At 38.2% G+C, this 25415-nt stretch carries 20 protein-coding genes; 12 read left to right on the forward strand and 8 right to left on the reverse strand.

Features of this window, described 5'->3' with window-relative positions; all coding sequences use genetic code 11:
- Positions 1–2: 2 nt before the first annotated feature.
- Positions 3–737, reverse strand: coding sequence for a glucosamine-6-phosphate deaminase (nagB, locus tag AKG34_RS21705; RefSeq protein ID WP_053348253.1), 735 nt, complete (start codon positions 735–737; stop codon positions 3–5).
- A complete protein-coding gene (nagA, locus tag AKG34_RS21710; protein WP_053348254.1) occupies positions 737–1915 on the reverse strand; it encodes an N-acetylglucosamine-6-phosphate deacetylase in 1179 nt (392 codons plus the stop codon). The genes nagB and nagA overlap by 1 nt, the downstream gene beginning before the upstream one ends.
- Before the next feature lie 312 nt (positions 1916–2227).
- On the opposite strand from nagA, the gene nagE reads away from it, so the two are divergent.
- Positions 2228–4138, forward strand: a complete 1911-nt coding sequence (gene nagE, locus AKG34_RS21715) for an N-acetylglucosamine-specific PTS transporter subunit IIBC (protein ID WP_053348255.1) — start codon at positions 2228–2230, stop codon at positions 4136–4138.
- 45 nt (positions 4139–4183) lie between these two features.
- Here nagE and AKG34_RS21720 read toward each other — a convergent pair whose 3' ends face one another.
- Positions 4184–5911, reverse strand: coding sequence for an AAA family ATPase (locus tag AKG34_RS21720; protein WP_053348256.1), 1728 nt, complete (start codon positions 5909–5911; stop codon positions 4184–4186).
- A gap of 232 nt (positions 5912–6143) precedes the next feature.
- Between AKG34_RS21720 and def the strand changes: the two genes are divergently transcribed.
- Positions 6144–6722 carry a peptide deformylase gene (gene def, locus AKG34_RS21725; protein ID WP_053348257.1) on the forward strand — a complete coding sequence of 193 codons (579 nt, stop codon included), beginning with the start codon at positions 6144–6146 and terminating at the stop codon, positions 6720–6722.
- Between the two features lie 42 nt (positions 6723–6764).
- Here def and AKG34_RS21730 read toward each other — a convergent pair whose 3' ends face one another.
- Together AKG34_RS21730 and AKG34_RS21735 are read right to left on the reverse strand one after the other, a co-directional pair.
- Positions 6765–7466 carry an SGNH/GDSL hydrolase family protein gene (locus AKG34_RS21730; protein WP_053348258.1) on the reverse strand — a complete coding sequence of 234 codons (702 nt, stop codon included), beginning with the start codon at positions 7464–7466 and terminating at the stop codon, positions 6765–6767.
- Between the two features lie 169 nt (positions 7467–7635).
- Positions 7636–9150, reverse strand: coding sequence for an MDR family MFS transporter (locus AKG34_RS21735; protein ID WP_053348259.1), 1515 nt, complete (start codon positions 9148–9150; stop codon positions 7636–7638).
- A 132-nt stretch (positions 9151–9282) separates the two neighbouring features.
- Between AKG34_RS21735 and AKG34_RS21740 the strand changes: the two genes are divergently transcribed.
- The 5 genes from AKG34_RS21740 to AKG34_RS27230 all read left to right on the forward strand — a co-directional run bounded on the left by AKG34_RS21740 (position 9283) and on the right by AKG34_RS27230 (position 15375).
- Positions 9283–9771, forward strand: a complete 489-nt coding sequence (locus tag AKG34_RS21740) for a MarR family winged helix-turn-helix transcriptional regulator (RefSeq protein ID WP_053348260.1) — start codon at positions 9283–9285, stop codon at positions 9769–9771.
- 204 nt (positions 9772–9975) lie between these two features.
- Positions 9976–10827 carry an iron uptake system protein EfeO gene (gene efeO / locus AKG34_RS21745; protein ID WP_053348261.1) on the forward strand — a complete coding sequence of 284 codons (852 nt, stop codon included), beginning with the start codon at positions 9976–9978 and terminating at the stop codon, positions 10825–10827.
- Positions 10828–12114 carry an iron uptake transporter deferrochelatase/peroxidase subunit gene (gene efeB, locus AKG34_RS21750; RefSeq protein ID WP_053348262.1) on the forward strand — a complete coding sequence of 429 codons (1287 nt, stop codon included), beginning with the start codon at positions 10828–10830 and terminating at the stop codon, positions 12112–12114.
- An 88-nt stretch (positions 12115–12202) separates the two neighbouring features.
- Positions 12203–13957 (forward strand): FTR1 family protein, encoded by a 1755-nt coding sequence (locus AKG34_RS21755; RefSeq protein ID WP_053348263.1) that lies wholly within the window; start codon positions 12203–12205, stop codon positions 13955–13957.
- Positions 13958–14026: 69 nt separating this feature from the next.
- A protein-coding gene (locus tag AKG34_RS27230) for an IS3 family transposase (RefSeq protein ID WP_152952391.1) occupies positions 14027–15375 on the forward strand; the annotation gives its coding sequence in 2 pieces (ribosomal slippage) (positions 14027–14471 and positions 14471–15375; 1350 coding nt in all).
- Between the two features lie 59 nt (positions 15376–15434).
- On the opposite strand, the gene AKG34_RS21770 is transcribed toward AKG34_RS27230, so the two are convergent.
- A complete protein-coding gene (locus tag AKG34_RS21770) occupies positions 15435–15860 on the reverse strand; it encodes a DUF4395 domain-containing protein (RefSeq protein WP_053348266.1) in 426 nt (141 codons plus the stop codon).
- A 566-nt stretch (positions 15861–16426) separates the two neighbouring features.
- On the opposite strand from AKG34_RS21770, the gene AKG34_RS21775 reads away from it, so the two are divergent.
- The 5 genes from AKG34_RS21775 to AKG34_RS21795 all read left to right on the forward strand — a co-directional run bounded on the left by AKG34_RS21775 (position 16427) and on the right by AKG34_RS21795 (position 23763).
- Positions 16427–16822: a MerR family transcriptional regulator gene (locus AKG34_RS21775; RefSeq protein WP_235566074.1), complete on the forward strand. Its 396-nt coding sequence runs from the start codon at positions 16427–16429 to the stop codon at positions 16820–16822.
- Positions 16823–17018: 196 nt separating this feature from the next.
- Positions 17019–18332, forward strand: coding sequence for a hemolysin family protein (locus tag AKG34_RS21780; protein WP_376110781.1), 1314 nt, complete (start codon positions 17019–17021; stop codon positions 18330–18332).
- A gap of 342 nt (positions 18333–18674) precedes the next feature.
- On the forward strand, positions 18675–21452 hold the full coding sequence (locus AKG34_RS21785; RefSeq protein ID WP_236695028.1) for a response regulator: 2778 nt from the start codon (positions 18675–18677) through the stop codon (positions 21450–21452).
- Positions 21453–21480: 28 nt separating this feature from the next.
- Positions 21481–22314, forward strand: coding sequence for a CheR family methyltransferase (locus tag AKG34_RS21790; RefSeq protein ID WP_053348269.1), 834 nt, complete (start codon positions 21481–21483; stop codon positions 22312–22314).
- Positions 22315–22620: 306 nt separating this feature from the next.
- Positions 22621–23763, forward strand: a complete 1143-nt coding sequence (locus AKG34_RS21795) for a fused response regulator/phosphatase (RefSeq protein ID WP_053348270.1) — start codon at positions 22621–22623, stop codon at positions 23761–23763.
- Between the two features lie 111 nt (positions 23764–23874).
- Here AKG34_RS21795 and AKG34_RS27235 read toward each other — a convergent pair whose 3' ends face one another.
- Both AKG34_RS27235 and AKG34_RS21800 read right to left on the reverse strand, forming a co-directional pair.
- Positions 23875–24045, reverse strand: coding sequence for a CsbD family protein (locus tag AKG34_RS27235; protein ID WP_082527580.1), 171 nt, complete (start codon positions 24043–24045; stop codon positions 23875–23877).
- An 80-nt stretch (positions 24046–24125) separates the two neighbouring features.
- On the reverse strand, positions 24126–24884 hold the full coding sequence (locus AKG34_RS21800) for an alpha/beta hydrolase (protein ID WP_053348271.1): 759 nt from the start codon (positions 24882–24884) through the stop codon (positions 24126–24128).
- Positions 24885–25415 lie beyond the last annotated feature (531 nt).

Genomic DNA, 25415 nt, shown 5'->3' on the forward strand with positions numbered 1-25415 from the left:
CTTTAGGGTATTAACACTCCAGATAACGCTTTTTGGTCTGCGATAATTGTAACATTATTATGTTTTTTAAGAATAGATGCAGGAAATTCCTCTGTTATTTCCCCGTGTATTAATTTCTTCAAGGTTTCAGCTTTCTCTTCTCCTGATATTAGTAGCAGAATTTCTTTACTTTTCATTATTGTGGCAATACCCATCGTAATTGCATGTGTGGGTACTTCGTCGATGGAGTCGAAATAGCGTGCGTTCGCTTGTCGAGTTGATTCCTCAAGTGCAACTACATGTGTACCAGACGAGAAAGAAGTTCCTGGTTCATTAAAACCAATATGACCATTTTGTCCAATTCCAAGTATTTGAAGGTCAATTCCACCCAATGTTTCAATCATTTTGTCAAAACGAGTACATTCCTTGTCCAGATTATCGGCTGCACCATTTGGGAGATAAGTTTGTTCTTTATTTATATTAATATGAGCAAATAATGACTGGTCCATATAATAATGATAACTGTTTGGATCATTTGAATCTAAGCCGATATACTCATCAAGATTAAATGATGTTACGTTTTCATAAGAAGTATTATTTTGCATGTGATCTTCAATTAGCGCATCGTACGTCCCTTTTGGCGTCCCGCCTGTTGCAAGACCGAGCTTGATTTTCGAATTCTCTTTAACTTTTCGAATGACTATATTTGCAGCTGACTGACTCATTTCTTTGTAATCCTGCACTTTAATAATATTCATTATACATTCTCCTTTTTAAATGCTAATTTACCTCTGCAGAACGTCATTTCAACATCCAATTTTTCATTTAATATTACAAGATCAGCATCTTTTCCAACCTGTATACTACCTTTTCGATCAAAAATCCGAAGCTGTTTGGCAGGATTTTCTGCCGTCATTTTAATAATGTCAGTCATGGAACAACCTGTATATTGCAAGGTGTTCTTAATGGCATCGTTCATTTTCAATATACTGCCTGCGAGTGTTCCATTTGATAGGGTTGCTGTCGTTTCGTTAACATACACGGGCTGGCCGCCTAAATCATAGGTACCCTTTTCAAGCCATTTGGCACGAAGCGAGTCCGTTATCAAGATCATCCGGTCACTGGTAATTTGGCTATAAGCTAACTTCACCATTTCCGGTCGGCAGTGAATGCCATCAGCAATAAGTTCAACAAACAGCTCGTCTCTAAGATAAGCAGCACCTAATACACCAGGCTCCCGGTGATGAAGACCCCGCATCCCATTATAAAGATGCGTGACGTGAGTAGTCCCTGCAGAAATCGCTTCACCTATTTGGTCATACGTTGCATCTGAATGTCCAATGGAAGCGACGACGCATGTATCCTTTAAGTGAGCTGCAAGATCTAATCCGTTTTGTTGTTCAGGTGCAAGCGTTACAAGCTTGATCTGATTTTGGGCAATTTCCTGCCATCTTTTAAATAGAGGAACATCAGGATCAACGATGTACTCTTCAGGCTGTGCTCCCTTACGTGCTGGTGAAATGAAAGGACCTTCTAAATGAATCCCAACTATTTCAGCGTGATCCTGTGTTTGATTTCCGATATAATTACCCGCATTAAGAAGTGCTGATTCAATGGCATCTGTCGATTGAGTCATTGTAGTGGCCAGAAAGCTGGTGGTTCCTTCTTTTGGAAGAGTTTCTGCCATTGTAGATAAAGCTTTATATGTGGCGTCCATTGCATCAGCATTAGATGCCCCGTGAATATGAATATCGATGGCACCTGGAATTACCTGATAATCCGGTGAAAGTGTAATTACTTTAGCATCATCGTCATGTTTGTATTGGTTGGCTGGACCTACTTCGGCAATTTTTCCGTCGACGACTTTAATGTACCCATTTTTGTATGTTTCCTTTTCGCTATAAACTATTAGATTATTAATAATGAATGTTTTCATACATAATCTCCTTTATGAAAGTAAAACTTAATGAATGAGTCATAAATTGGTCTCATATATTTTGCCCTCATTTTATCGCTTTTATTATAAGTTGTCTAGACCAGTTATGGAGTATCGGAAATAAAAATGATATTTTTGCTTTATTTTCGATGAATGTAGTATATTTTTCAAATAAATTGGTATAGACATCTATATATTTTCTATGCTAGTATAGTCCAAAGAAAAGTTATTATATTGACAAAATGAAAACGCTTTATACGTCTTGTCGTTCTGCTGAATCAAAAGAAGTTAGGAACAAGGGAGATGAGTTCGATGTTAAATTTTTTACAAAAGATTGGGAAAGCTTTGATGTTACCGATCGCTGTTTTGCCTGCAGCGGCTTTATTGCTTCGCCTAGGTCAACCGGATTTACTTGATATTGCATTTATAGCTGCCGCAGGAAAAGCGATTTTTGATAATCTTGCCATACTGTTCGCTCTAGGTATAGCGATAGGATTATCTAAAGACGGAAGCGGTGCAGCGGCATTAGCTGGTCTTGTTGGTTACTTTGTTTTAACGAATGGTACACAAGCAATTAATAAAGATATCGACATGGCTGTTTTAGGTGGGATTATATCAGGTATAGTTGCTGCCTTCCTATATAATAGATACTCAGAAATAAGACTCCCTGAATGGCTTGGATTCTTTTCAGGGAAACGATTTGTTCCGATTATTACATCGTTAGCGATGATAATACTGGCAGGAATATTTGGTTTTGTATGGCCGCCAATTCAAGATGTAATCAATAACGTTGGAGACTGGATTACAGGTGCAGGAGCTTTAGGTGCTGGTGTATTTGGCGTATTGAATCGCTTATTGCTTCCAGTAGGTTTGCATCACGTCTTGAATAGTATGGTATGGTTTGTTTTTGGTGAATACAATGGAGCAACTGGTGATATAAACCGTTTCTTCGCAGGTGATCCAACTGCTGGGCCATTTATGACAGGATTTTTCCCTATCATGATGTTCGGTTTACCAGCAGCAGCATTAGCGATGATTGCAGCTGCTAAGAAAGAGAAACGTAAATTAGTAACGGGGATGCTGGTTGGTTTAGCTTTCACTTCTTTCTTAACAGGAATCACTGAACCAATTGAATTTCTGTTTATGTTCATTGCTCCAGTATTATATGTAATACATGCCATTTTAACTGGGATCTCATTAGCTCTCGCTGTTCTATTGGATATCCATCATGGTTTTGGATTCTCGGCAGGAGCCATTGATTATTTCTTGAACTTTGGTATTGCTCAAAAACCACTATGGTTAATACCGATTGGATTAGTTTACGCTGCAATTTACTTTGTGATTTTCTATTTTGTTATAAAAATTATGGATTTAAAAACACCTGGTCGTGAAGATGATGAGGAAGAAGCAGAAGAAGATACTGTTGTGAAAACAGGGGATAAATATGCCGATATGGGGTCACTTTTCATTCAAGACCTTGGCGGTAAAGAAAACATTAAAGTTATAGATAATTGTGCAACACGGTTACGTTTAGAGGTTGGCAATTCAGATAATGTGAATGAAGTAGCATTAAAAAGACATGGTGCACGTGGCGTGATGAAGTTAAATAAATCAAGTGTTCAGGTCATTGTTGGAACAAATGTAGAATTTGTTGCCAATGCGATGAAACAACTTGTAAAGAATGATGCTTATCCAAGCCAAGTTAAAACAAATCCATCAGCACAAGTAATGGCTGAAACAGTAGAAGAAAACCAAGCTTTAGGTGTAAATGATTTTGTTCTACCGTTAGAAGGTAATGTTTTGCCGTTAGACCAAGTTCCTGATCAAGTGTTTGCTATGAAAATGATGGGTGACGGCTTCGCTATTGAGCCGGTAAATGGGACACTCGTATCACCAATTGATGGGGAAGTGTTCAGTATCTTCCCAACAAAGCATGCCTTGGGATTGAAAATGAATAATGGTCTGGAAATTCTAATCCATGTTGGTTTAGATACAGTTAAATTAAATGGAGAAGGCTTTACATCTCTTGTACAAGAAGGTCAAAAGATAACAAAAGGAACGCCTCTTTTGGAAGTTGACCTAGATTTCATACAAAGAAATGCTCCGTCTACTGTCACTCCTATCATATTCACTAACTTACCTGAAGGAACGGCAGTAAAATTACAGAAGACAGGGTTCCAGAAACAAAATACAGCAGACATCATTCAGTTGGAAAAACTTTAAATAGCAGTAAAAAAGAAGGCGTCCAATAGGACGCCTTCTTTTAAATTAAACCAAAACCAGTTCCTGAGGTGAAGCATCAACAATATTTTGAACTTCCGTCCCTTCAAGCGTTTCTTTTTTCAGTAGCTCTTCGACCAGCTCTTCATACTGCGGGCGATTTGAATCGAGCAATTTTTCCGTTTCCTGAATCGCTTTTGTGAACAGTTCCTGCATTTTTTGTTCTTTCTCGCCTTTATTAAATGTTAGGGTAAATCCATCTTGGAGCATTCCGGTATCGACCATTTGCTCAAGCAGATGTTTCGCCTGTTGTACGTCGCCGCCTACACCGATGCTGTGTTCCCCTAAATACATTCTTTCTGCAACGCCACCTGCTAAAATCATTTTGACTTGATCAAGTAATTCACTTGCTGTAGATAAATGAAGTTCTTTCGGAATCGGTGCTACATATCCAAGAGCTTCACCACGTGGTATGATGGTAGCTTTTCGAACAGAGCCAGGTTTGGTTAGGGCTGCAATCAAAGCATGTCCACTTTCATGGATGGCCACGCGGCGTTTAGTATCTACATCATTCAAGGTACGTGATGTGGCACCAAGAATTGTACGGTCAATGGCATAATCGAGATCTTGTTTGCGAATCATTTCCTGTTCATTTCTGAGAGCATGACGGGAAGCAGTATCAAATAGAGACCTTAAATCTGCTCCGGAGAAACCTGATGTGCTTTCAGCCAGTTCATCCAAGGAAGCAAGTACATCTGTTGCGAGTCGCTTTCCTTTAGTATGGATAGCAATGATTTCTTTTCTTCCCTGTGTATCTGGAAGTGGTACTTGAAAGGAGAAATCAATTCTACCAGGGCGAAGAAATGCCTCATCGAGCATATCTTTCCGGTTTGTTGCGGCAATAAATAAAATGCCTTCATTTGGATGGCCTCCATCCAATTGGACAAGTAGTTCAGTCAGCGTTTTTTCGCCTTCTTCTCCGCCATGAGCTTTCCGTTTACCCGCTAATGCGTCTACTTCGTCAATGAAAATGACAGCTGGTGATTGCTTACGTGCATTTTGAAAAAGACTACGGACACGGGCTGCTCCAACACCGACAAACATTTCGTTGAAGGCCGAACCGCTTGTTGAGAAGAAGTTGGCACCCAATTCTTTTGCAATTGCCTGTGCAAGAAGCGTTTTCCCAGTTCCTGGGGGGCCGTATAATAAAATGCCTTGAGGAGGCTTAATTCCAATTTTAGCTGAACGTTCTGGTTCTTTTAGAGTAGTTAGGGTTTGCAGGATTTCTTGTTTGATTTCGGTTTGCAAACCGCCTACATCCTCCAAAGTTATCTCGGGCAAAGCTCTAGGAGCAGAAATGCTTTGTTTCTTGCTGCCAATAAGTAATCCACCTTTTGACCTTTTCTGTATTATAACAATGGTTGTGACTAATGCTGCCATCAATCCACCTAAAATCCATAATGCTGACTTATTAGTTGATGAGAATGAATATTGAACATTATAAGTTTCGACTAGTTTATTGATCATTTGACTGTTGGGGGGAATATTAGAAACATATTCTCCATCTGGTGTAGTGATGTGAAGGGTACCGTTTCGTTTCTCTTCTATTGAGACAAGGGCCCCATTTTGAGCTTTAATTGTCTTTTCAACAGAAGAAAAGGGAATAACCATTTCCTTTGATTGAGTTACAACATACCAACTAATTCCACCTATTATCACAATGAAAGCCGTTAAGAACGGCAGCAACTTCGAGACAAATTTAGAATTCGAGTTCAAATTTTCATCTCCTTTAAGGATATATATTCAGTATAGAATATTTAAACGTGTATTCTATAGGTCTTTAGTCCTTGAAATCTAGGTAAATAATGTAAAGGTACAAAATACCAATAACTTAGGGATGAGTACTAGTCTATTTTCAACCTGCATATTAGACTTTTTAAAAATGAAATGCTAAAGTGAAATGGTCTAAGTCATGAAAAAATAAAAAGGTAGAAGAGTGTGAAGTTCTATGAGTAAATTTATAAAAGACTATTTGATTACAATGAAGGATATCGTCAGAGAAGGAGATCCAATTCTGCGCCAGGTAACGGATGAAGTTAGCCTGCCGATTTCAGATGAAGATCGTGAAACTCTGGAGTGCATGATGCAATATTTGAAAAATAGCCAAGACCCAAAACTTCAAAAGAAATACAATTTGCGTGAAGGTGTTGGTTTGTCGGCAAATCAGATTGGCTTGAATAAACGCATGTTTGTTATGTATTTTCCGGATGAAAAAGGGAAGCTGATTGAATATGCCGTTGTGAACCCGAAAATAATCAGCCATTCAGCTACGATGATTTATTTACCGCAAAGTGAAGGCTGTCTTTCTGTTGACCGTGATATAAAAGGCTATGTACCTCGTTATGAACGGGTTAAAATTAAAGCATTGGATAGCAAAGGTGAGCAAATCGAGATGCGGCTGAAGGGCTTTGCTGCTATCGTGTTTCAACATGAGCTAGATCATTTAAACGGGATGATGTTTTATGACCGTATCAATATCGAGAACCCTTTCAAGCTTCCAGAAAATGTAGAAGTGAAAAGCTTGTAATACCAAAGAGGCAAAGCGCCAATGCTTTGCCTTTTTACATGTTTAAGATTGTGGAAGAGCTCTCCCTGCCATATGCTTCTGTAAATCACTGAATATGGCCATACTCATTTGTTGGTATCCTTTGGAAGTGAGGTGGATGCCATCATCGCTAATTAAGTGGTTCAAGTCGCCAGCGGATTTAATGTAGGAACGCACATCAATCAGTGGCACCTTAAGTTCTTCAGCGAGGTTTTTCAATTGGCGGTTATACATTCCATGCCAATGTTCAATTCCGCCGACTTGGGACACAAAATGCCCGATTGAAGGCCCGAACCTTTCAGCAATAGACCGGTAATACCTAGCTGGATCTAGTGGTGGGAGGGTTAAAAGAAAAGGTGTGACATGCTTGTCCTGAACCTGTTTGACAAGATGAGTAATATTTTCTAGGTACCGTTCGATGGGAACAATTGGCTCATGATCACCTTCTGGATTTTTGGCGACTTCATCCCAATGGAAGTTACAGTCGTTTCCACCAACCTCTATTAATACAATATCAGGATTTTCTGACATGACATCTTTATCGATCCGGCTAACAAGCAGGTCGGAGTTGTCATTGAAAACCCCTTTATTCAATACTTCAACGAATGGCAACGATTCTGTAAGCTTAGCTAAAGAGTTCGGATAATTGTCTTTAATAATGCGAAGCCGACCTTTAACATAAGAAATACCTCTGGTTAAACTATCCCCAAAACATACAATCTTCAAATTTCTCACCTCGGTATGTGACTGTGTTACTTATTATTTTAGTAGTAGAATAGTTTTTCAGCAAACTTTACTTTCTATTCAAATAGAGGAGAGGTATTTTATTGAAATAGTACCCGCTTTTCCTTAATAAAAACTTAAAAAAGCGCTGAAGGCCCTGCGCTTTTTTAGTCTATTGTAACGATTCCTCTTTTGGAGGCGTTTCTACTCTTGTTTTTCCCATAAAGAAAACCGTGATTGCAGCAAGACCGATTGGGATGAGGGCCAAAGTGAATATTAAGGAAATTGAATCAGACATTGCATGAACAATTTTATCTAGGATAAAGTCCGGAATCTGGGCACGTGCATCTGATTGGAAGAGCTGACGAGGGTCTTCCATTAGTACAGATGTGTCCGGTCCTCCCTGCATCCCTTTAAATGCGTCTGTCATTTTACTTGTGAATACATTATTCTGTATCGCTCCATAAATCGTAACACCGAGTGTCATCCCAAAAGAACGTAGGAATGAGTTTGTAGAGTTGGCCGATCCGCGAAATCTTGGTTCCAAATTATGAATCGAAGCAATAGGCAAAAGAGAGAACGAAAAGCCCATGCCGAAGCCAGTCAGAATCATGTAAAGTGTTAGTAAAGTTCTGCTGGTATCAGGGGTAATTGTCCCTAACAGAAGCATTCCTGCAAAATAGCAGACGACAGAAATTGTCATCAAGTTGCGGAAGCTGGTCTTTGTATTGAATATCCCACCAATTGCACTACCAACGACGGAACCAAGCATCATGGGAGTAAGAATCAACCCGGCATTTGTTGCAGATCCCCCGTAAACAGCTTGGACGAAAATTGGTATATAGACAGTTAAAATAATAAATGTACCACCATATAGGATGGCCAAGATTTGAGAGGTTGCAAACAACCGTCTTTTAAATAACCATAATGAAATGATAGGATCTTTTGCTCTTTTTTCGAAAAAGAAAAAAGAAATGAAGAAAACTAAAAAGCTTGCAAACAGACCTATGATAGGAAATGAATCCCAACCATACTCTCCGCCCAGTTCGAGGGCAAACATTAAGCTAATAACGGCAATAACGAGTGTTGCTGCCCCACCCCAATCAATTTTTTGTTCTTGGGTATTGGCTGACTCTTTGTAATATCGCATGATGAAAAATAAAGAAATGATTCCGATTGGAACATTGACATAGAAAATCCAGTTCCAGCTAGAATACTCTGTAATATAAGCACCTAAAAGCGGGCCCAATACACTTGAAGCTCCAAATACAGCTCCGAAAAGCCCAGTTAATTTTCCGCGTTTCTCAGGTGGGAAAATATCGAATATGATTGTAAAAGCAATTGGCATTAAAGCGCCGCCGCCAATCCCCTGGATTGCCCGAAAAATACTTAACTGGACTATGCTTTGAGCCATACCACATAATGCAGAGCCGATTAGAAAGACTACGAGGCCAAAAATAAAAAACCTCTTCCGTCCATACATGTCGGAAAGCTTACCAAAAATCGGCATGCTTGCCATTGTGGCGACCATATAAGCAGATGTCACCCAGACAAACTTATCGAAACCGCCTAAATCTGAAACGATCGTTCCCATGGCAGTCGCAACAATCGTATTATCCATTGCTGACATCAAGATACCTAATAATAAACCGGCAACAATGAATTTTTGGTTTTTTTGTTCTTTCATTTATTTTCCTCCTTAGTGCATACTAATATTTCATAATTTTATTTACATAAATGAATGATAACCATTAAGATAAAATAAAATCATTTATCTTGATTTTCAAGATAAATTTAAGTGTAAGAGGGATGGTATTTTATGTCAAGCGATAATATGGTGAATGCAGATTTGTTAGAGAAGTTAACGCATAGTCTGAAAAGATATGGAATGAGATCGGTTTTATTTCAACAAAACATGGCCCAAAAAATAGGAGTTACCCATACGGACTTAAAGACTGCTGAGATATTGAATGAAACAGGACCGATAACCGCCGGTGAACTATCGAAAATTACGGGGTTGAGCACGGGCTCGGTAACGGCGCTAATCGATCGTCTTGAAAAATCTTGCTATGTAAAAAGGGAACGAGATCAATTGGATGGAAGGCGGGTAATGATTGTCCCAATGCCCGCAAGACAAGAACAGATCAAATCGCATTATCAATCACTCTCTACGGCTACCAAAAATCTATGTTCCACTTATAATGAGCAAGAGCTTACATTTATCCTTCAATTTGTGGAGGATATCTCAGAAATTATGGAAAAGGAAAATGACAAGTTAATGAGTGAACGGGAAGGGTGGCTGAAATAAAGGCTACTCTTTTTACTTTTAAAGATATGAGGAGTGTGAAGTAGGCGTTTTTCCCTTTTTAATGAGAAAGAAAAACGTTAGAGATATAACAAATTCTTCCACAACATATGAAAAATGTCTCGTTTTCAACAAAATTTATATTGATAATGATTTTCATTGTCTGCTAATATGAATCTAGAATTCATTTAAAAGGGAGATTCATATATGAAGAAAACAAAGGCATCATTAGCAGTCTTACTATCTACTAGCCTACTATTTGGCTGTTCACAGGAAAAGGAAGAAGTAAAGCCGGCAGACAAGAATGCCAAAGAAACGAGTGCAAGTGCGAGTGCTTTAGATGATGTATCTAGCGAATATCGGGAATATGCGATTGGTGAAATAGAGGAGTTTGTAAAAGCGACTGAAGAGTTTACGACAGCTGTAACGTCAGGTGATATTGAAAAAGCGAAGGAAGTATACGCACCAGCCCGTATGCATTATGAGAGAGCTGAACCAATTGCAGAAGTATTTGGCGATCTTGATCCCAAAATTGATGCCCGTAAAGGGGACGTTAAAGATGAAGAGTGGGGCGGATACCACCGGATTGAAATGGGTTTATGGGAAGAAAACACAACAAAAGGTTATGAAGAGTATGCAAATCAATTGATGAGTGATGTCAATTTGCTTCGTGCCAAAGTTGAAACTGTTGAGGTCACACCGGATTTATTAATCACAGGTGCGGTTGATTTATTAAATGAAGTTTCTACGAGTAAGGTAACTGGAGAAGAGGATCGATACTCTCATACAGATTTATATGACTTTGTTGCAAATGTAGAAGGTGCCGAAAAAATCTACGAACTTCTTACACCAGCTCTTAAAGAAAAAGACGAAAAGCTTGTAACGGAAATCCAACAACGTTTTGACGATGTATACAGCTTGCTTGAGAAGCATAAAGAAGGTAATGGCTATACCTCTTATACGGATTTAAAAGAATCTGAGGTTAAAGAGCTAAGCCAAGCCATTGATGCATTAGCTGAACCACTTTCGCAAATAGGGATTGTAACGGAGGAATCATAATTGAAAGAAAACACGCCAAATGACGAAACTTCGCTTTTTACTAAAAAAGTAAGTCGTCGCAATATGTTGAAAACAGCAGGAGTTGGTGGGGTCGGAGTCGTAATAGGAGCCTCTGGATTTGGTGGGCTTTTGAATCTATCTGATTCGAAGGCAAATGGACAAACTAATGATGTTGTTCCATTTTATGGGGCAAATCAAGCGGGCATTACTACTGAAGCTCAGGATAACCTTTATTTTGCAGCACTGGAAGTTACGACAGATAATAAATCTGACCTAATCCAGCTATTTAAGGACTGGACAGAAGCAGCGGCTCAGATGACAGCGGGAAAATTGGTAGGTGAAGCTTCTCTAAATACTAGTATGCCTCCAAAAGATACTGGGGAAGCAAAAGAATTGTCACCTTCTAATTTGACGATTACTTTTGGAGTGGGTCCTACCCTATTTACGAAGAATGGTAAAGATCGGTTTGGTTTGAAATCGAAAAAGCCTGCTGAATTAAAGGATCTGCCCAAATTCCCTTTAGATGCGTTAGAAGATTCTTGGAGTGGTGGAGATATTTGTATTCAAGCATGTGCAGATGATCTTCAGGTTGCTTTTCATGCCGTTAGGAACTTAGTGAGAATCGGGAGAGGGAAAACGATTATTCATTGGGCCCAAACAGGTTTCCAACGTACTAAACAAGCCGATTCTCAAAAAACAACACCGCGTAACTTATTCGGGTTTAAGGACGGAACTGCCAATCCGGATAAGAAGAACAGCAGTGAAATGAATGAACATGTTTGGGTAAAGGCTGGGGATGGTCCAGACTGGCTTGTTGGCGGCAGTTATATGGTTGTTCGCCGAATTCAGATGTACATTGAAGTATGGGACCGTACTATATTGAAAGAGCAGGAAAATACATTTGGCCGTCACCGTGACAGTGGAGCTCCATTAGGGATGAAGAATGAATTTGATAAGGTTGATTTAGAAGCTAAAGATAAGAATGGAAATCGGATTATTCCAGAAGATTCGCATATGAGTCTATCCAGGGGGGACGGAAAAGCAAAGATTCTGCGGCGTCCTTATTCATATGCGGATGGAATGGATCCTAAAACAGGAAGCTTGAACGCTGGCCTTCTGTTCATTTGTTATCAACGCAACCCAAGTAAACAATTTGTTCCTATACAGGAACGCCTTGCGAAAAATGATAAGCTGAATGAATATATCATTCACCGAGGTAGTGCTGTATTTGCTTGTTTGCCAGGTGTGAAAAAGGGTGGCTATATCGGAGAATCCCTTTTTAGGTGATTGAATTTTAAAAGATAGACGAGAAAATCGCCAGCATGGATGCGTATCCGGGTTGGCGATTTTAGTTCATAAATAAGGAGGGACCAGTATGACTGTTTCTAAATGGAAAAGTGGGATATTGGTTTTAATAGTCAGTCTTTTATTTATTTCATCTGCAGTACGAGTTGTTTCAGCAGGTGAAAATCATGATCAGCTTTTTGTCTATATTGGCGATAGTTTAATGAAGACAAAATCCGGCGACCTTGACGCAGTTTCTGATAATATAGCTCAATTTGAAAAAGAATGGAAAATGATAAAAACGGACAGTGAAGTTGCGAAGAAAGTTGACAAGCAATTATTGGCTGTAAAAAGTGCTGTGAAGAACCAAGCAGACGCAGATGAAATTAAAAAGCAATTATCGGCTTTATCAAGTACTCTAATTACATATGATACAGAGGAAAATCCAGTAGATAAGACGGACTATAAGGACCGGTTACAAGCGTTAATACCCTTAATAGATGAGTTGGATGCAACGATAGCTGAAGGAGACTTTGTTCAAGCTAAGAGTCAATATGCAAACCTCCTGAATCAATGGACTGACGCTGAGGTTGTTGTCCGGGAGGAAAGTGTTGCTTCATACGGTAAGATTGAAACGGCTATGGCCTTTGTACGGATAGCCATTACACAGGATCCTCCTGATTCGGAAAAAGCCTTAACGAATCTTACTGAATTAAAAGGTTTAATGGAGGATTTTCTTGCTGGTAAGGTTGAAGAAGAAGACCAGAAGGTGACTTATTCACTTGGAGATGTTACACAACTCTTACAAGGAAGCGTAGCCGATATTGAAAAAAATGATATCGATTCGGCGATTGATCAGTTAAATGAAATTTTAACAATTTGGCCTAATGTCGAAGGGGAAGTTTCAACAAGGGACAGCAAGTTATACAGTGATATGGAAACAAAAGTTCCGACCGCAATCAGCCTGTTGCAATCGAAAAAGATAAAAGCAGAGGAAGCGAAGGAAATCGTTTCGGATTTAAACACCCGGTTGCTACCCTTGATTGATGATACGAGCTATACAACATGGGATGCTGCTTTGATTCTTTTACGGGAGGGGCTAGAAGCACTCTTGATTGTAGCTACATTATTATCTTTTCTAAAGAAAATTGGACAAGCTGACAAACAAAAGTGGATTTGGACAGGGGTCGGTGCTGGATTAGCCGCGAGTACCATCTTTGCGGTCATCATCAATATTGTTTTCTCTCAAATTACGGCTGCGTCAAGCCGTGAGTACATTGAGGGAATCACTGGGATAGTGGCAGTATTGATGATGTTGACAATTGGCCTTTGGCTCCATAGTAAATCGAATATCCATGCATGGAATCGTTATATTGGCAAGCGAGTGGACCAAGCAATTGCTACAGGTAGTATCGTCTCGTTTGCTTTAATTAGCTTTCTATCCATTTTCCGTGAAGGTGCGGAGACAATTATCTTTTATGCAGGAATGGCGCCGTATATGGAATTGAAGCAGCTATTAAGCGGGATTGCAATTGCCTTCCTCATATTAGTAGTGATTGGTTTTATCATGCTACGTTATAGCGTGAAACTACCGATTACCCTATTCTTTAAAGCAGCAACGATACTCATCTATGTTTTGGCATTTAAGATTCTTGGGGTCTCTATTCATTCACTTCAAGTTTCACAAGTGCTGAAGACACATACGATTACTTCCTTCCCGTTTGTAGAATGGATAGGACTTTATCCGACAGTAGAAACGATACTGCCGCAAGCTGTATTAATTCTGTTGATCTTACTGGCTACCTATTGGGTTAAAAAAAATAATTCTGTACATGCATCTGAATAAAAAAGAGCTGCCTAAGTGAACTGCACCCCAATTGTTAGACAACATCTAACAATTGGAGGTGCAGTTTTTTTGACTAAATATACGATAGACGAAAAATTACATGCAGTTTTAGAGTACTTGGAAGGGAAAAAATCCTATAAATCCATCGCACAAGAAAGAAATGTAGGCTTATCCCCTTTGAAGAGATGGGTCGCTCGCTATCTAGAACATGGGATGGAAGGAATTGCTTCATCCTATACAAATTACACTCTGCCCTTTAAACTAGAGGTACTTAAATATATGAACGAATATGGGGCATCGATCAGCGAGACCGCTGTACACTATAATCTTCCTTCCGATTCTACACTTTTGAAATGGTCAAATCAGTTGAAGGAAGGAGGTATAGACGCCCTTAAACCAAAGAAAAAGGGGCGTCTATCCATGAAAAAAGAAACCAAGAAAACATCGCCAGCTAATGGCTCTCAAGAAGCACTTCTTGCCGAATTAGAATACTTACGTGCAGAGAATGCCTATCTAAAAAAGTTGAATGCTTTAGTTCAAGAAAAGGAAGCCCTACAAAGAAAGACAAAGCGAAAGTAGTCCATGAACTAAGGAAACAATTTGATTTAAATCTGCTTCTATCCATTTCTAACATGGCACGGAGCACATACTATTATTGGGTAAACGCCTTCGGGCGTGAGGATAAATACACAGAAATGAAATCCCTTATCGAAGAGATTTTCCATACGCATAAAGGGCGTTATGGGTATCGGCGTATCACCCTAGAATTACGTAACAGAGGTACTCGTATCAATCATAAAACAGTTCTCCGATTGATGAATGAACTAGGATTGAAGTCTTTAGTTCGCATGAAGAAATACCGTTCGTACAAAGGGAAAATCGGCAAGATTGCACCCAACATTCTAGCACGTGATTTCAAGGCAATAAACTCAAATGAAAAATGGGTGACAGACGTTACAGAATTCCATCTAGCTGGGGAGAAACTATACTTATCGGCCATTCTTGATCTGTTTAATGGAGAAATCATCGCCTATAATATCGAATCTCGGCCTGTTTATCCCCTCGTTTCCAAAATGCTGGAGAAAGCCTTTGAACGCTTGGAATCGAAAGATACACCCATTCTTTATTCAGATCAGGGCTGGCATTACCAGATGAAACAATATTCGCATGATTTGAAAAGACATAACATTACACAAAGCATGTCCCGTAAAGGAAATTGTCTCGATAATGCGGTCATAGAAAACTTCTTTGGCTTATTAAAATCCGAATTACTCTATCTTCAAGAACTTGAAAGCATGGAGCATTTCAAACAAGAATTAGAAGAATATATCCATTACTACAATCATCAACGAATCAAGGTAAAATTAAAAGGCATGAGCCCGGTAGATTACCGGGTTCATGCCCTCAAGGCTGCCTAATTAAATAAAGTGTCTAACTTTTTGGGTTCACTTCAATTGTCAGTCCTCTTTTGTAGTATCTAGCGCAGAGATCGGCGATAGGAATATTGTTTCAATTGATAGAGGATAAAGCAACCAATGCAGAATCCAAGGATGGCTATGAAAGAAGCAAGTCCGACCATCACCGTAAAAATATATCCTGAAACTGTCCAACCAAGTAAGAAAGAAATTAATCCAAGTCCCAAGCAAACGACTGCAATAACTTGGTTGAATTGCTGTTGTGAATGATCTTCCGGAATATAATCAGAAGGCCGCTTTTTCAAGAAGAGCTTTGCAAGCCGCATAATCGGATTGAAATTAAAGATAAGCCCTAAAAGTCCTGCTGTAAACGGAATCGCTAATATCCATATTTGACCGGTTAGTAAGGCAGTCACCACACTTAAAAATATGACCCATTGATTCGTGCGTACTAAGGGACGGGGAATAGAACGCATTTCACTCGTCATTTGAATGCCAACCTCCCTGATGTGTTTTATTATATTTTATCTTTATTATAGCTACTTGTTAAGTGGGAATGATAAAAAAGCCTATAAAATCAAAACTCAACCTTCTTATTTGTAATAATTTTAATTTAGTATTGATTATTATTATTAAAACAGTATAATATAATATATAACAATTAGTTAAAGTAGGAGGACGGTATAATGGTAACAAAAGTTTGTCAAACATGCGGTACACCAATTAAAAAACTAAAGCATTCTTCTATATGCCAATGCGGTCCTAAAATATTGAGCAATCAATTCTCAGCTAAAACAAAAAAATAAACTGCATAAAATAGAATGATAAATTAAACCGGTTATTGGAAATAATCGGTTTTTTGTTTACTTGTGGAGTGTAAGGATGTGTAACTAAAAAAATATCTTTTTATCCAATATTAAATATTTTTATTTTGAGTAAAAATAATGTACGATTAGAGAATAGAATTTAATGTCAGGGTGGAACAAAAGACAATGTATTAGTTTGTCTAAACCATCACGTGACGGTTGGGAGGGGTTATATTGGGAACGAGACGTTGAAAATTGGCGAGTTGGCGGAAATGGCGAATGTTACGAAGAGAACTGTTGATTACTATACAAACATGGGCCTGCTAAAAGCAGAACGTTCCGCCTCTAACTACCGTTATTATTCAGTCAGGGAACTTGAACGGCTTCACCGTATTGAGGAGTATAAAAGAAAAAACCTTTCATTAGAAGATATAAAGGAACTATTTAACCAGGACAAGGAAGTTTCATCTGCCATTGAGGAAACAGGACTTCAATTGAAAAGTAAACTGGATGGCTTGAATGAGGAGCTACGGGAAGTAATCAGGCTGATTGAAAAGGACGAAAAAAATGAACTTCTTCTAAAAAAACAGATTTCTCACGAAAGCATTGCCTTAATCCAATCATTATTAGTGTTGTTAGTATAATCCAGATTTATTCTCGATAGTTTACTGTACTAAGGTGCATATTAATAAAGGACATCTTCACAAAATGGTTGGGATGCGGCATTCATGTTAAAATTCAGTTTGTTTTTGAAATGGACATTAACCATTTACACAGGAGGTGCTTGGGATTAAACCATGTTTGCCTATTCCTTGGTATTACTCAAGGTAGGGTATATACATGGTAAACCCGCACATATTGGAGATTTTTATAAAATTATTAGCAGTAGCTGTATTAATAGCATTAACGGCATTTTTTGTTGCCTCAGAATTTGCAATCGTAAAAGTCAGAAGTTCTCGCATTAATCAATTGATTGAAGAAGGACATAGAAATGCACTTGCAGCCAAGAAAGTAACCACACATATTGATGAGTACTTATCTGCTTGTCAATTGGGGATTACAGTAACCGCATTAGGTTTAGGAGTGCTGGGTGAACCGACGGTGGAGGCAATATTTAAACCTTTGTTTTTAAGATGGGGATTAGATGAATCCGTAAGTCATATTATCTCTTTCGTGATCGCATTTGGCTCTGTCACATTCCTTCACGTTGTAGTCGGGGAACTAGCACCAAAAACAGTTGCGATTCAAAAGGCTGAGGAAGTAACATTAATGTTTTCAAAGCCATTAATTCTGTTTTATCGTATTTTGTACCCGTTTATTTGGTTATTGAATGGTTCTGCTCGTGTTCTTACAGGCATGTTCGGGTTAAAGCCTGCTTCTGAATCTGAAATGGCTCACTCAGAAGAAGAACTACGCATTATTTTATCAGAAAGCTATAAAAGCGGTGAGATTAATCAATCGGAATATAAATATGTAAACCAAATTTTTGAATTTGATGAGCGTATTGCCAATGAGATTATGGTTCCTCGTACGGAAATGACTGTAATTGAAAAAGGTATGCCCTTATTGGAAGTTGTTGAACTCATTCAAGAAGAGCAATACACCCGTTATCCTGTTATAGACGGTGATAAAGATAATGTAGTGGGTATGGTCAATATCAAGCGTCTTTATACAGCAACAATTACAGAAGAAAATGTTTCAGAATTGACGGTTGATTCATTTGTAACACCAATTATTCGTGTTCTTGAAACAATCGCAATTCATGATTTACTACTGAAAATGCAGAAGGAACGGATTCATATGGCCGTTTTAACAGATGAATATGGCGGTACTGCAGGTCTTGTTACGGTTGAAGACATTCTCGAAGAAATTGTCGGAGAAATACGAGATGAATTTGACCAAGACGAACGGCCGCTTATTCAAAAAATTGATGAGGGACATTATGTTTTTGATGCAAAAACATTGGTCGAAGATGTTAATGATACCCTTGCAATAGAATTACCAGAAGAAGATATAGATACATTGGGCGGCTGGTTCCTAACAGGGCGATTTGAAATTGCAGTCGGCGATAGAATAGAATATGCCGGCTTTGAATTTACCGTAAAAGAGATGGATGGCCATCATGTCTTATATGTTGAAGTTAAGAAAATTTAATAATCATGAAAAACCGAAAGCGAAAGCTTTCGGTTTTTATAATTTTACTAAATAATGAATTAATAATTGAGTATGGATTCGAACACAATGCTTTAGATTTTCTTACAATTAAAAAGGTAGACTACTACTCTAATGGAAAAGGAATTCATGAATAATAATGCTGTAGGTCACAATTTATATTATGGAAATGTTAACATGTAGAGTGAGACATTAAATCTATCTAAATATAAACATATTGGAATGTCAGTAATAAGATTTATCTTTACAAAGACATTCTTTTTCTGGCTGATTATAAATTAAGAGAAGAAGGTAGGCGGAAAAATGGGTTTTAAGAGGAAGCAAATGTTAGGATTCGGTTTAATCTTACTTTTCTTGGCTATATTACTTTCTTTCATGATGTTTACGCTTAACAATTTAAAGAGCAGTATGACAGAAATAGTTGAAAACCGCTATGAAAAAGTTCAAGCTTCGATGGAAATCCGTCAGTTGTTTTCAAGGTCAGACCGTGAAATTTTGTTTGCAGCTGATGATGCGAATAAGGAAGAAAGAGCCAATAGTCTAGAAATTATAAAAGAGAATCATAGTTTGATTGAATCACAAATTGCTGAATTATCAGGTACTTTAAATAAAGTAAAAGCAAAGCAATTGTTGAAAGAGTTTGAGACACAATATACATCTTACTCCATAACAGAGACTGAGATTATTCAAAATATACAAGAAGAAAATTCTTCTGAAAATATTTCCAGGTTGATGAGAGATCAGCGGGAAAAGCGGACAAAAGTTATCAGCGCGATGGATGACTTTAAAGATTACCAAGAAGGCGTTATGAAAGAAACCTTAAGGAATTCGAAACAAACCTATGAAGATATGATTAGTTTCACAATCTTCGCTGTTATTCTTAGCATTTTAGTTATTTCAGTAACGATGGTTTGGATGATTCGCAGTACATCAAAAGATTTGCAATCCATTACGAAAGTCATCAAGAATATTGATTTTAAAAACTTATCGGTAGTACCAAGAATTTCAGTTCGAACAAAAGATGAAATTGGTGATATCGCTCGATCCTTCAATGATATGGCAGAATCGCTTGAAGCCTATAATCAAAAGGAGAAAGATTTCACTGAAAAAATCAGTGAACAGAACTGGATTCAGACTCGTGTTGCAGATATTGCTACCATGTATCAGCGTATTGTTGATGTGGAGGTTCTTGCTGACAGGTTCATTACAAGGCTTGCGCCGATGATGGGAGCGTCCATTGGGGCTATTTACGTCAGGCGAGGTGAGGGAAAAGATATGCGTTTTGTAAAGCTTTCCAGCTTTGCAGGAGATGGTGAGGATGCAGGCAGAAGTGAATTTCGATTGGGTGAAGGTTTGATTGGACAATGCGCTCAAGAAGGAAAATCGAAATTCATCGACAATATTCCAGAAGACTTCCATTTGGTTACAACAGGGCTAGGGGAAGTCAATCCTAAAAGTATTGTCATTGCACCGGTCGTATTTGAGGACGAAGTTGTTGCAATGGTTGAATTGGCAAGTTTGGAGGCCTTTACGAAGTTGCAAAAAAGTTTCTTAACCCGTGTGTTGGATACTCTGGGCATCACGATCAATAATGTAGAAGGTCGGATGGAAATAGAGCGTTTATTGAAAGAATCACAGGCACAGACCGAAGAGTTGCAGGCTCAATCGGAAGAATTACAATCTCAGTCAGAGGAAATGCAGGCCCAATCAGAGGAATTGCAAACACAAGCTGAAGAGTTGCGGATGATTAATGAACGATTAGAAGAGAGAAATCGCGAAACCGAAGATAAATCGAAAGAGCTTCAAGTCGCAAAATTAAATCTTGAAAAACAAGCAGAAGAATTAAAGTTAAGTTCAAAATACAAATCGGAGTTCATGGCTAATATGTCCCATGAATTGCGGACGCCGCTTAACAGTATTTTGATTTTATCTGAAATGCTTTCTGATCCTAATGATAGTAAATTAAATGAAGAGCAGCAGGAATTTGCTCGTGTTATTAACTCTTCAGGTCAAGATTTATTAACATTGATTAATGATATTTTGGATTTATCAAAAGTTGAAGTTGGAAAACTTGAAGTTGTCTTTGACGAAATGAATATGAGTGAGCTGCCTGAGCTATTGCACCGTAACTTTGATCATGTAGCGAAGAAAAAGAACATCGACTTTCTAATCAATAAAGATAAAAATGTACCGGACATCTTCTTTACGGATGAACAGCGCTTCCAGCAAATCTTGAAAAACTTATTGTCCAACGCATTTAAATTCACGGAAAAAGGTTCTGTGTCTGTCCAAATTAAAAAAGCGGATGAAGAAAATGTCGCACAGTGGATTCAAACAAAAGGTGCAAGTAATTGGATTGAAATTAATGTGGCGGATACTGGAATTGGAATTTCCAAAGAAAAGCAAAAACTAATCTTTGAGGCGTTCCAGCAAGGCGACGGAGCTACAATGAGGAAATACGGTGGTACAGGACTTGGGCTTTCCATATGTCGTGAATTTGCTAAGCTGCTAGGAGGCTGGGTCATTGTAGATAGTAAAGAAGGCCGAGGTAGTATATTTACCTTCTTTATTCCAAGCATGCCAGAGGGCTTCAAACATGTTGGCGAAGCAATAGCTGCTTCTCCTGAAGTGGCAGCAGCTACCCATGAAGCAACCGAATCTTTTGTAGAGCAGGAAGAACAGGATGTCGTAATATTCGATGGTGACGGCAAGAAAAATGGTAATCCATTCTGCAATAAAACCGTACTGGTCGTCGATGATGACCACCGTAATATCTTTGCACTAAAAAATGCGCTGAAGCATGAGGGGATGGGAATCCTTACGGCTGAAAATGGCTATGAATGTTTGGAGCTTCTTGAAAAAGGAAATAATATAGATGCAATATTAATGGATATAATGATGCCAGGAATGGATGGTTATGAAACGATGACTAGAATTCGCGAGCAGAATAAGTTCGAGAATCTTCCAATCATCGCTTTAACAGCTAAAGCGATGAAAGGCGATAGGGCAAAATGCCTGAAAGCTGGCGCGTCCGACTATGTCAGTAAGCCATTAAAATTAGATCAGTTGCTATCAGTTCTTCGTGTGTGGCTGACTAATTAATTGATAGTACGGGTAAGGAAGGTTTTTCATGAAGGATACATTAACTGTTGAAGAACGAGAAGATATAGAAATTGAATTATTATTGCAAGCCATTTATTCTGTCTCCGGCTTCGATTTTCGTAAATATATGCGTTCTTCTATAAAGCGGAGAGTTGAAAATCGGATGAGGCTGGACCATATTCGTAGGATAAGTGGAATGATTGAAATGGTTTTGTATGAAAAAGGGTATGTCGAGAAACTTCTGAATGATTTTTCGATAAACGTTACTGAAATGTTTCGCGACCCGGATTTCTTTAAAGCTTTTCGATTAAAAATTGTACCGCTTTTAAAACAGCTTCCGGAAATTAGAATTTGGCATGCGGGTTGTTCGACTGGTGAAGAAGCCTTCTCAATGGCCATCCTTCTTAAGGAAGAGGGGCTTTATGAAAAGGCGAAAATTTATGCGACTGATATGAATGAAGATATCCTCCGTCATGCGGAAAAAGGGATACTTCCGCTAAATAGAATGCAGTCTTATACAAAAAACTATTTGCAGGCCGGCGGAAAACAGGAATTTTCGGAGTATTATACGACGGATTATCAAAATGCCTATCTTAATTCTAGCCTTCTTAAAAACATAGTGTTTTTCCAGCATAATTTGGTCACTGATGGTTCATTCAATGAGTTTCATATTATCTTGTGCCGAAATGTGATGATTTACTTTACCGGTGAATTACAAACCTATGTAAACCATTTGTTTTATGACAGTCTTAGTAAAAAAGGCTTTCTTGCAGTTGGTAGTAAGGAAACACTTCATACATCTTCCTTATCGGAAGGTTATGAGGACTTTGATTCAAAGGAACGGATTTATCGGAAATTATAAGAAGGGGGAGTTCGCATATCTTGCGGACTCCTCTTTTTCATTAGGGCCACTAGTAATATGTTTTCACTCTGTTTTTGGGTGATACAAAAAAATTCTTATAATATGTTTAGAGTGTCATAGTAACGGGTATATATAATGAATTGGTCTGCGAATCTGATGATAAAGTGGTTTATTATTATTAAAAAAGACTGAGCTTCGTTATAATAAAATGGAAACTACCCTATAGGGAACCACAATAATGAAACGCATTTACATAATAAAGATAAAAACTTGCCGCTCGATATAAGCCAAAAGGGGAATAAAAGAATGACGATATTAATCGTAGATGATAACCAGGTTAACCTTTTCGTTATAGAGAAAATTCTAAAGAGGGCTGGCTATACGGATTTTCTATCATTAACTTCTGCTGTGGAGATGTTTGAATATTTACAGGTGGATGGTCTGAAACCAAAGGAGACTTCTGTTGATATCATTCTGCTTGATATTATGATGCCTGAAATCGATGGAATAGAGGCGTGCAGACGACTTCAAAATATCCCACACCTTAAAGATATACCCGTGATTTTTGTGACCGCACTTGAAGATTCAAACAAGGTGGCCGAGGCGCTTGATGTGGGCGGTATTGATTATATAATGAAGCCTATTAATAAAATTGACTTGCTGGCCCGGATTCGTGTGGGATTAAGGCTTAAATATGAAAAAGATTGGCATAAAATGCAGGATGAAAAAATTCGTAATGAATTAGATCTCTCGATGCAGGTCCAAAGCAGTCTCTTAAGTGAGCCCATTCACAATGACCACTTAACTATCAAAGCCTCATACTTACCTGCAAATAAGTTAGCGGGAGACATGTACTATTGGCATCGCATTGACGAAAATCGATATGGAATCATTCTGCTTGATATGATGGGACATGGAATATCCGCTTCACTTGTTTGTATGTTTATTTCCTCTGTTTTGAGGGATGCGATTCGGACACATACAGATCCTGTGGCAGTCATAAAAGAAATGAATCACTGGATGAGTGTCCTTAATAAAGAAGATAACCAAGTGCACTATTATTTTACAGCGATTTATATGATTATTGATACAGAGCAAAAAACAGTGGAATATGTTAACGCTGGACATCCTCCAGGCTTCGCTTTAATGGATGATGGAAAAGTGGCTTCTCTTTCAAAAGGGACATGTCCTGTGGGATTCTTTGCTGAGATGAATATAGAGAAATCAATCATTCATTATGAAGACAGAATTCAACTTCTGTTATTTACAGATGGAGTCATGGAGGCTATCGATCGGGATGGCACCGAAGGGCTGAATCAAATACAAGAAGCGGTCTCAACGAGTTGGTTTGATATCAAGGAAACCGCTCCTATTGATTTTGTTATGCCCCCTGAAATGCAACAAGACCAGCCGGATGATATGTGTGTTGTTGTAATTCAAGCTAATTGAAAAAGGAAGAGGCTGCAGTTTATACCTGCAGCCTCTTCTGTATATAAGGGGGTGTGGAAATTATTAAATAGGAGAGTTTCAATGTAGTATCCTGCGATTTTAATTTGCTAATTAACGTTTATTTTTCAATTTACTAACAGCGTCTTGGAGATTGCCTTTTAATTTATCAACTTTACCTTCTGCTTGTAAGTGAGGATCATTTTTCGCGTTACCGACCTGGTCTTTCGTTTCGCCTTTTACTTTATTGACCGTACTTTTTACTTTGTCTGATAAACTGCTCATTATGCTGCCTCCTTTTTCTTTATATACTATATATACCCGTGTATAGGTCGAGTAAACCAAGGTGTATATAAAAGAATCATTTATGAAGCGATTGTTGCCTTTTTACTGTGAATTTGAATGAACCGATAAGCCTGTTCAATGATTTGATCTTTATCATAATCCAACGAAGCAACATGATAGGAATTTTCAAGGGCGATTAATTCCTTATCAAGGGACAATACAGTATCGTATATTTGATTGGAACATCGGGCTGGTACAACGTGATCTTCTGGAGAATGAAAAAGAAGTATCGGGCAGCTAATGTTTTCGAGCTGTTGACCTGTATGCTCCATAATATCAAGCAACTGATTAATTGCTTTTGAGGGAACTTGGTCATAAGTGATTTCAGTAACAGTATCGTCTTTTACGTCAGGCTCACCTTCAGGAATGAAACGCGGAACCGATTGGTTACGATAGATTTCATACTCAGGAACTTGAAGTGCGGCGTTAATAGTGAGAATTCCTTCACAAGGTACTTTTGTCGCTAAATCCAAAACAAGGGCGCCGCCCATTGATTGTCCTATTGCAAATACATATGTGCAGGTTTGCTTTAGCTTTGCATAGGCAGCCTCGACATCATGTACCCAATCTTGATAATGGCTCGTTTCCATATCCAGCTCATCGGTTCCATGGCCCTTCAAACGTGGAGCATAGACTGTATAGCCTTTGGCAGCAAGGTTATCACCTAAATACCTTACACTTTGTGGTGTTCCATTAAAGCCATGGCAAATGAGGATTCCGATAGAATTGCCAGGGAGGAAAAAAGATTCTGCACCTGGTATTACCTTTGCTGCTGTCATATCTCCATCTCCTTTAAATCATAATCTATTAAAAAAGGGGTTATTGATTATTAGATTCTGTCTTTTTAACAATATTAACTATTCCGATTATATTACTTGGTTATATAATATCATAACAAGATTTAGAAAGTCAACTTGGTTATGTTTCTTGTTCAATACATCAAGAAGGTACTTAAGGCAAGAAAAAAAGAAGGTACTTAAGGCAAGAAGAAGGTACTTAAGGCAAGAAAAAAACAGGGCTGCAAATACTTGTGTAAGATATACGTTGACGCGAGTACCTAAATATAACAAAGAAATCTAGCTTGGTTTCAATTAATAAATACAACTCCTTCTATAATATATGTTTACTAAAATACCGATATAAGAGGTTGTTAAAATGCCTAACAAAATAAAAACTATAAAAATAGGAATAATCGTTGACTTTCAAGTGGAATAGGATTAATATAAATAAGCACCAAGTACGACAAACAAAAAACTTCANATCCACTTTTGGTAGATTACTAAAAGAAATAATAACTATTGACTTCTTAT

This window comes from Peribacillus butanolivorans, assembly GCF_001273755.1.
Lineage (GTDB): Bacteria > Bacillota > Bacilli > Bacillales > DSM-1321 > Peribacillus > Peribacillus butanolivorans.

What these genes read in the sequence shown, in the direction of transcription:
- efeO (WP_053348261.1), top strand. Translation starts at nt 9,976, where the DNA reads ATGAAGAAAACAAAGGCATCATTAGCAGTCTTACTATCTACTAGCCTA.
- AKG34_RS27235 (WP_082527580.1), bottom strand. Translation starts at nt 24,045, where the DNA reads ATGAGCAGTTTATCAGACAAAGTAAAAAGTACGGTCAATAAAGTAAAA.
- def (WP_053348257.1), top strand. Translation starts at nt 6,144, where the DNA reads ATGAGTAAATTTATAAAAGACTATTTGATTACAATGAAGGATATCGTC.
- AKG34_RS21785 (WP_236695028.1), top strand. Translation starts at nt 18,675, where the DNA reads ATGTTAGGATTCGGTTTAATCTTACTTTTCTTGGCTATATTACTTTCT.
- AKG34_RS21780 (WP_376110781.1), top strand. Translation starts at nt 17,019, where the DNA reads ATGGTAAACCCGCACATATTGGAGATTTTTATAAAATTATTAGCAGTA.
- AKG34_RS21790 (WP_053348269.1), top strand. Translation starts at nt 21,481, where the DNA reads ATGAAGGATACATTAACTGTTGAAGAACGAGAAGATATAGAAATTGAA.
- AKG34_RS21800 (WP_053348271.1), bottom strand. Translation starts at nt 24,884, where the DNA reads ATGACAGCAGCAAAGGTAATACCAGGTGCAGAATCTTTTTTCCTCCCT.
- nagB (WP_053348253.1), bottom strand. Translation starts at nt 737, where the DNA reads ATGAATATTATTAAAGTGCAGGATTACAAAGAAATGAGTCAGTCAGCT.
- AKG34_RS21740 (WP_053348260.1), top strand. Translation starts at nt 9,283, where the DNA reads ATGTCAAGCGATAATATGGTGAATGCAGATTTGTTAGAGAAGTTAACG.
- nagE (WP_053348255.1), top strand. Translation starts at nt 2,228, where the DNA reads ATGTTAAATTTTTTACAAAAGATTGGGAAAGCTTTGATGTTACCGATC.
- AKG34_RS21755 (WP_053348263.1), top strand. Translation starts at nt 12,203, where the DNA reads ATGACTGTTTCTAAATGGAAAAGTGGGATATTGGTTTTAATAGTCAGT.
- AKG34_RS21770 (WP_053348266.1), bottom strand. Translation starts at nt 15,860, where the DNA reads ATGACGAGTGAAATGCGTTCTATTCCCCGTCCCTTAGTACGCACGAAT.
- AKG34_RS21735 (WP_053348259.1), bottom strand. Translation starts at nt 9,150, where the DNA reads ATGAAAGAACAAAAAAACCAAAAATTCATTGTTGCCGGTTTATTATTA.
- AKG34_RS21795 (WP_053348270.1), top strand. Translation starts at nt 22,621, where the DNA reads ATGACGATATTAATCGTAGATGATAACCAGGTTAACCTTTTCGTTATA.
- nagA (WP_053348254.1), bottom strand. Translation starts at nt 1,915, where the DNA reads ATGAAAACATTCATTATTAATAATCTAATAGTTTATAGCGAAAAGGAA.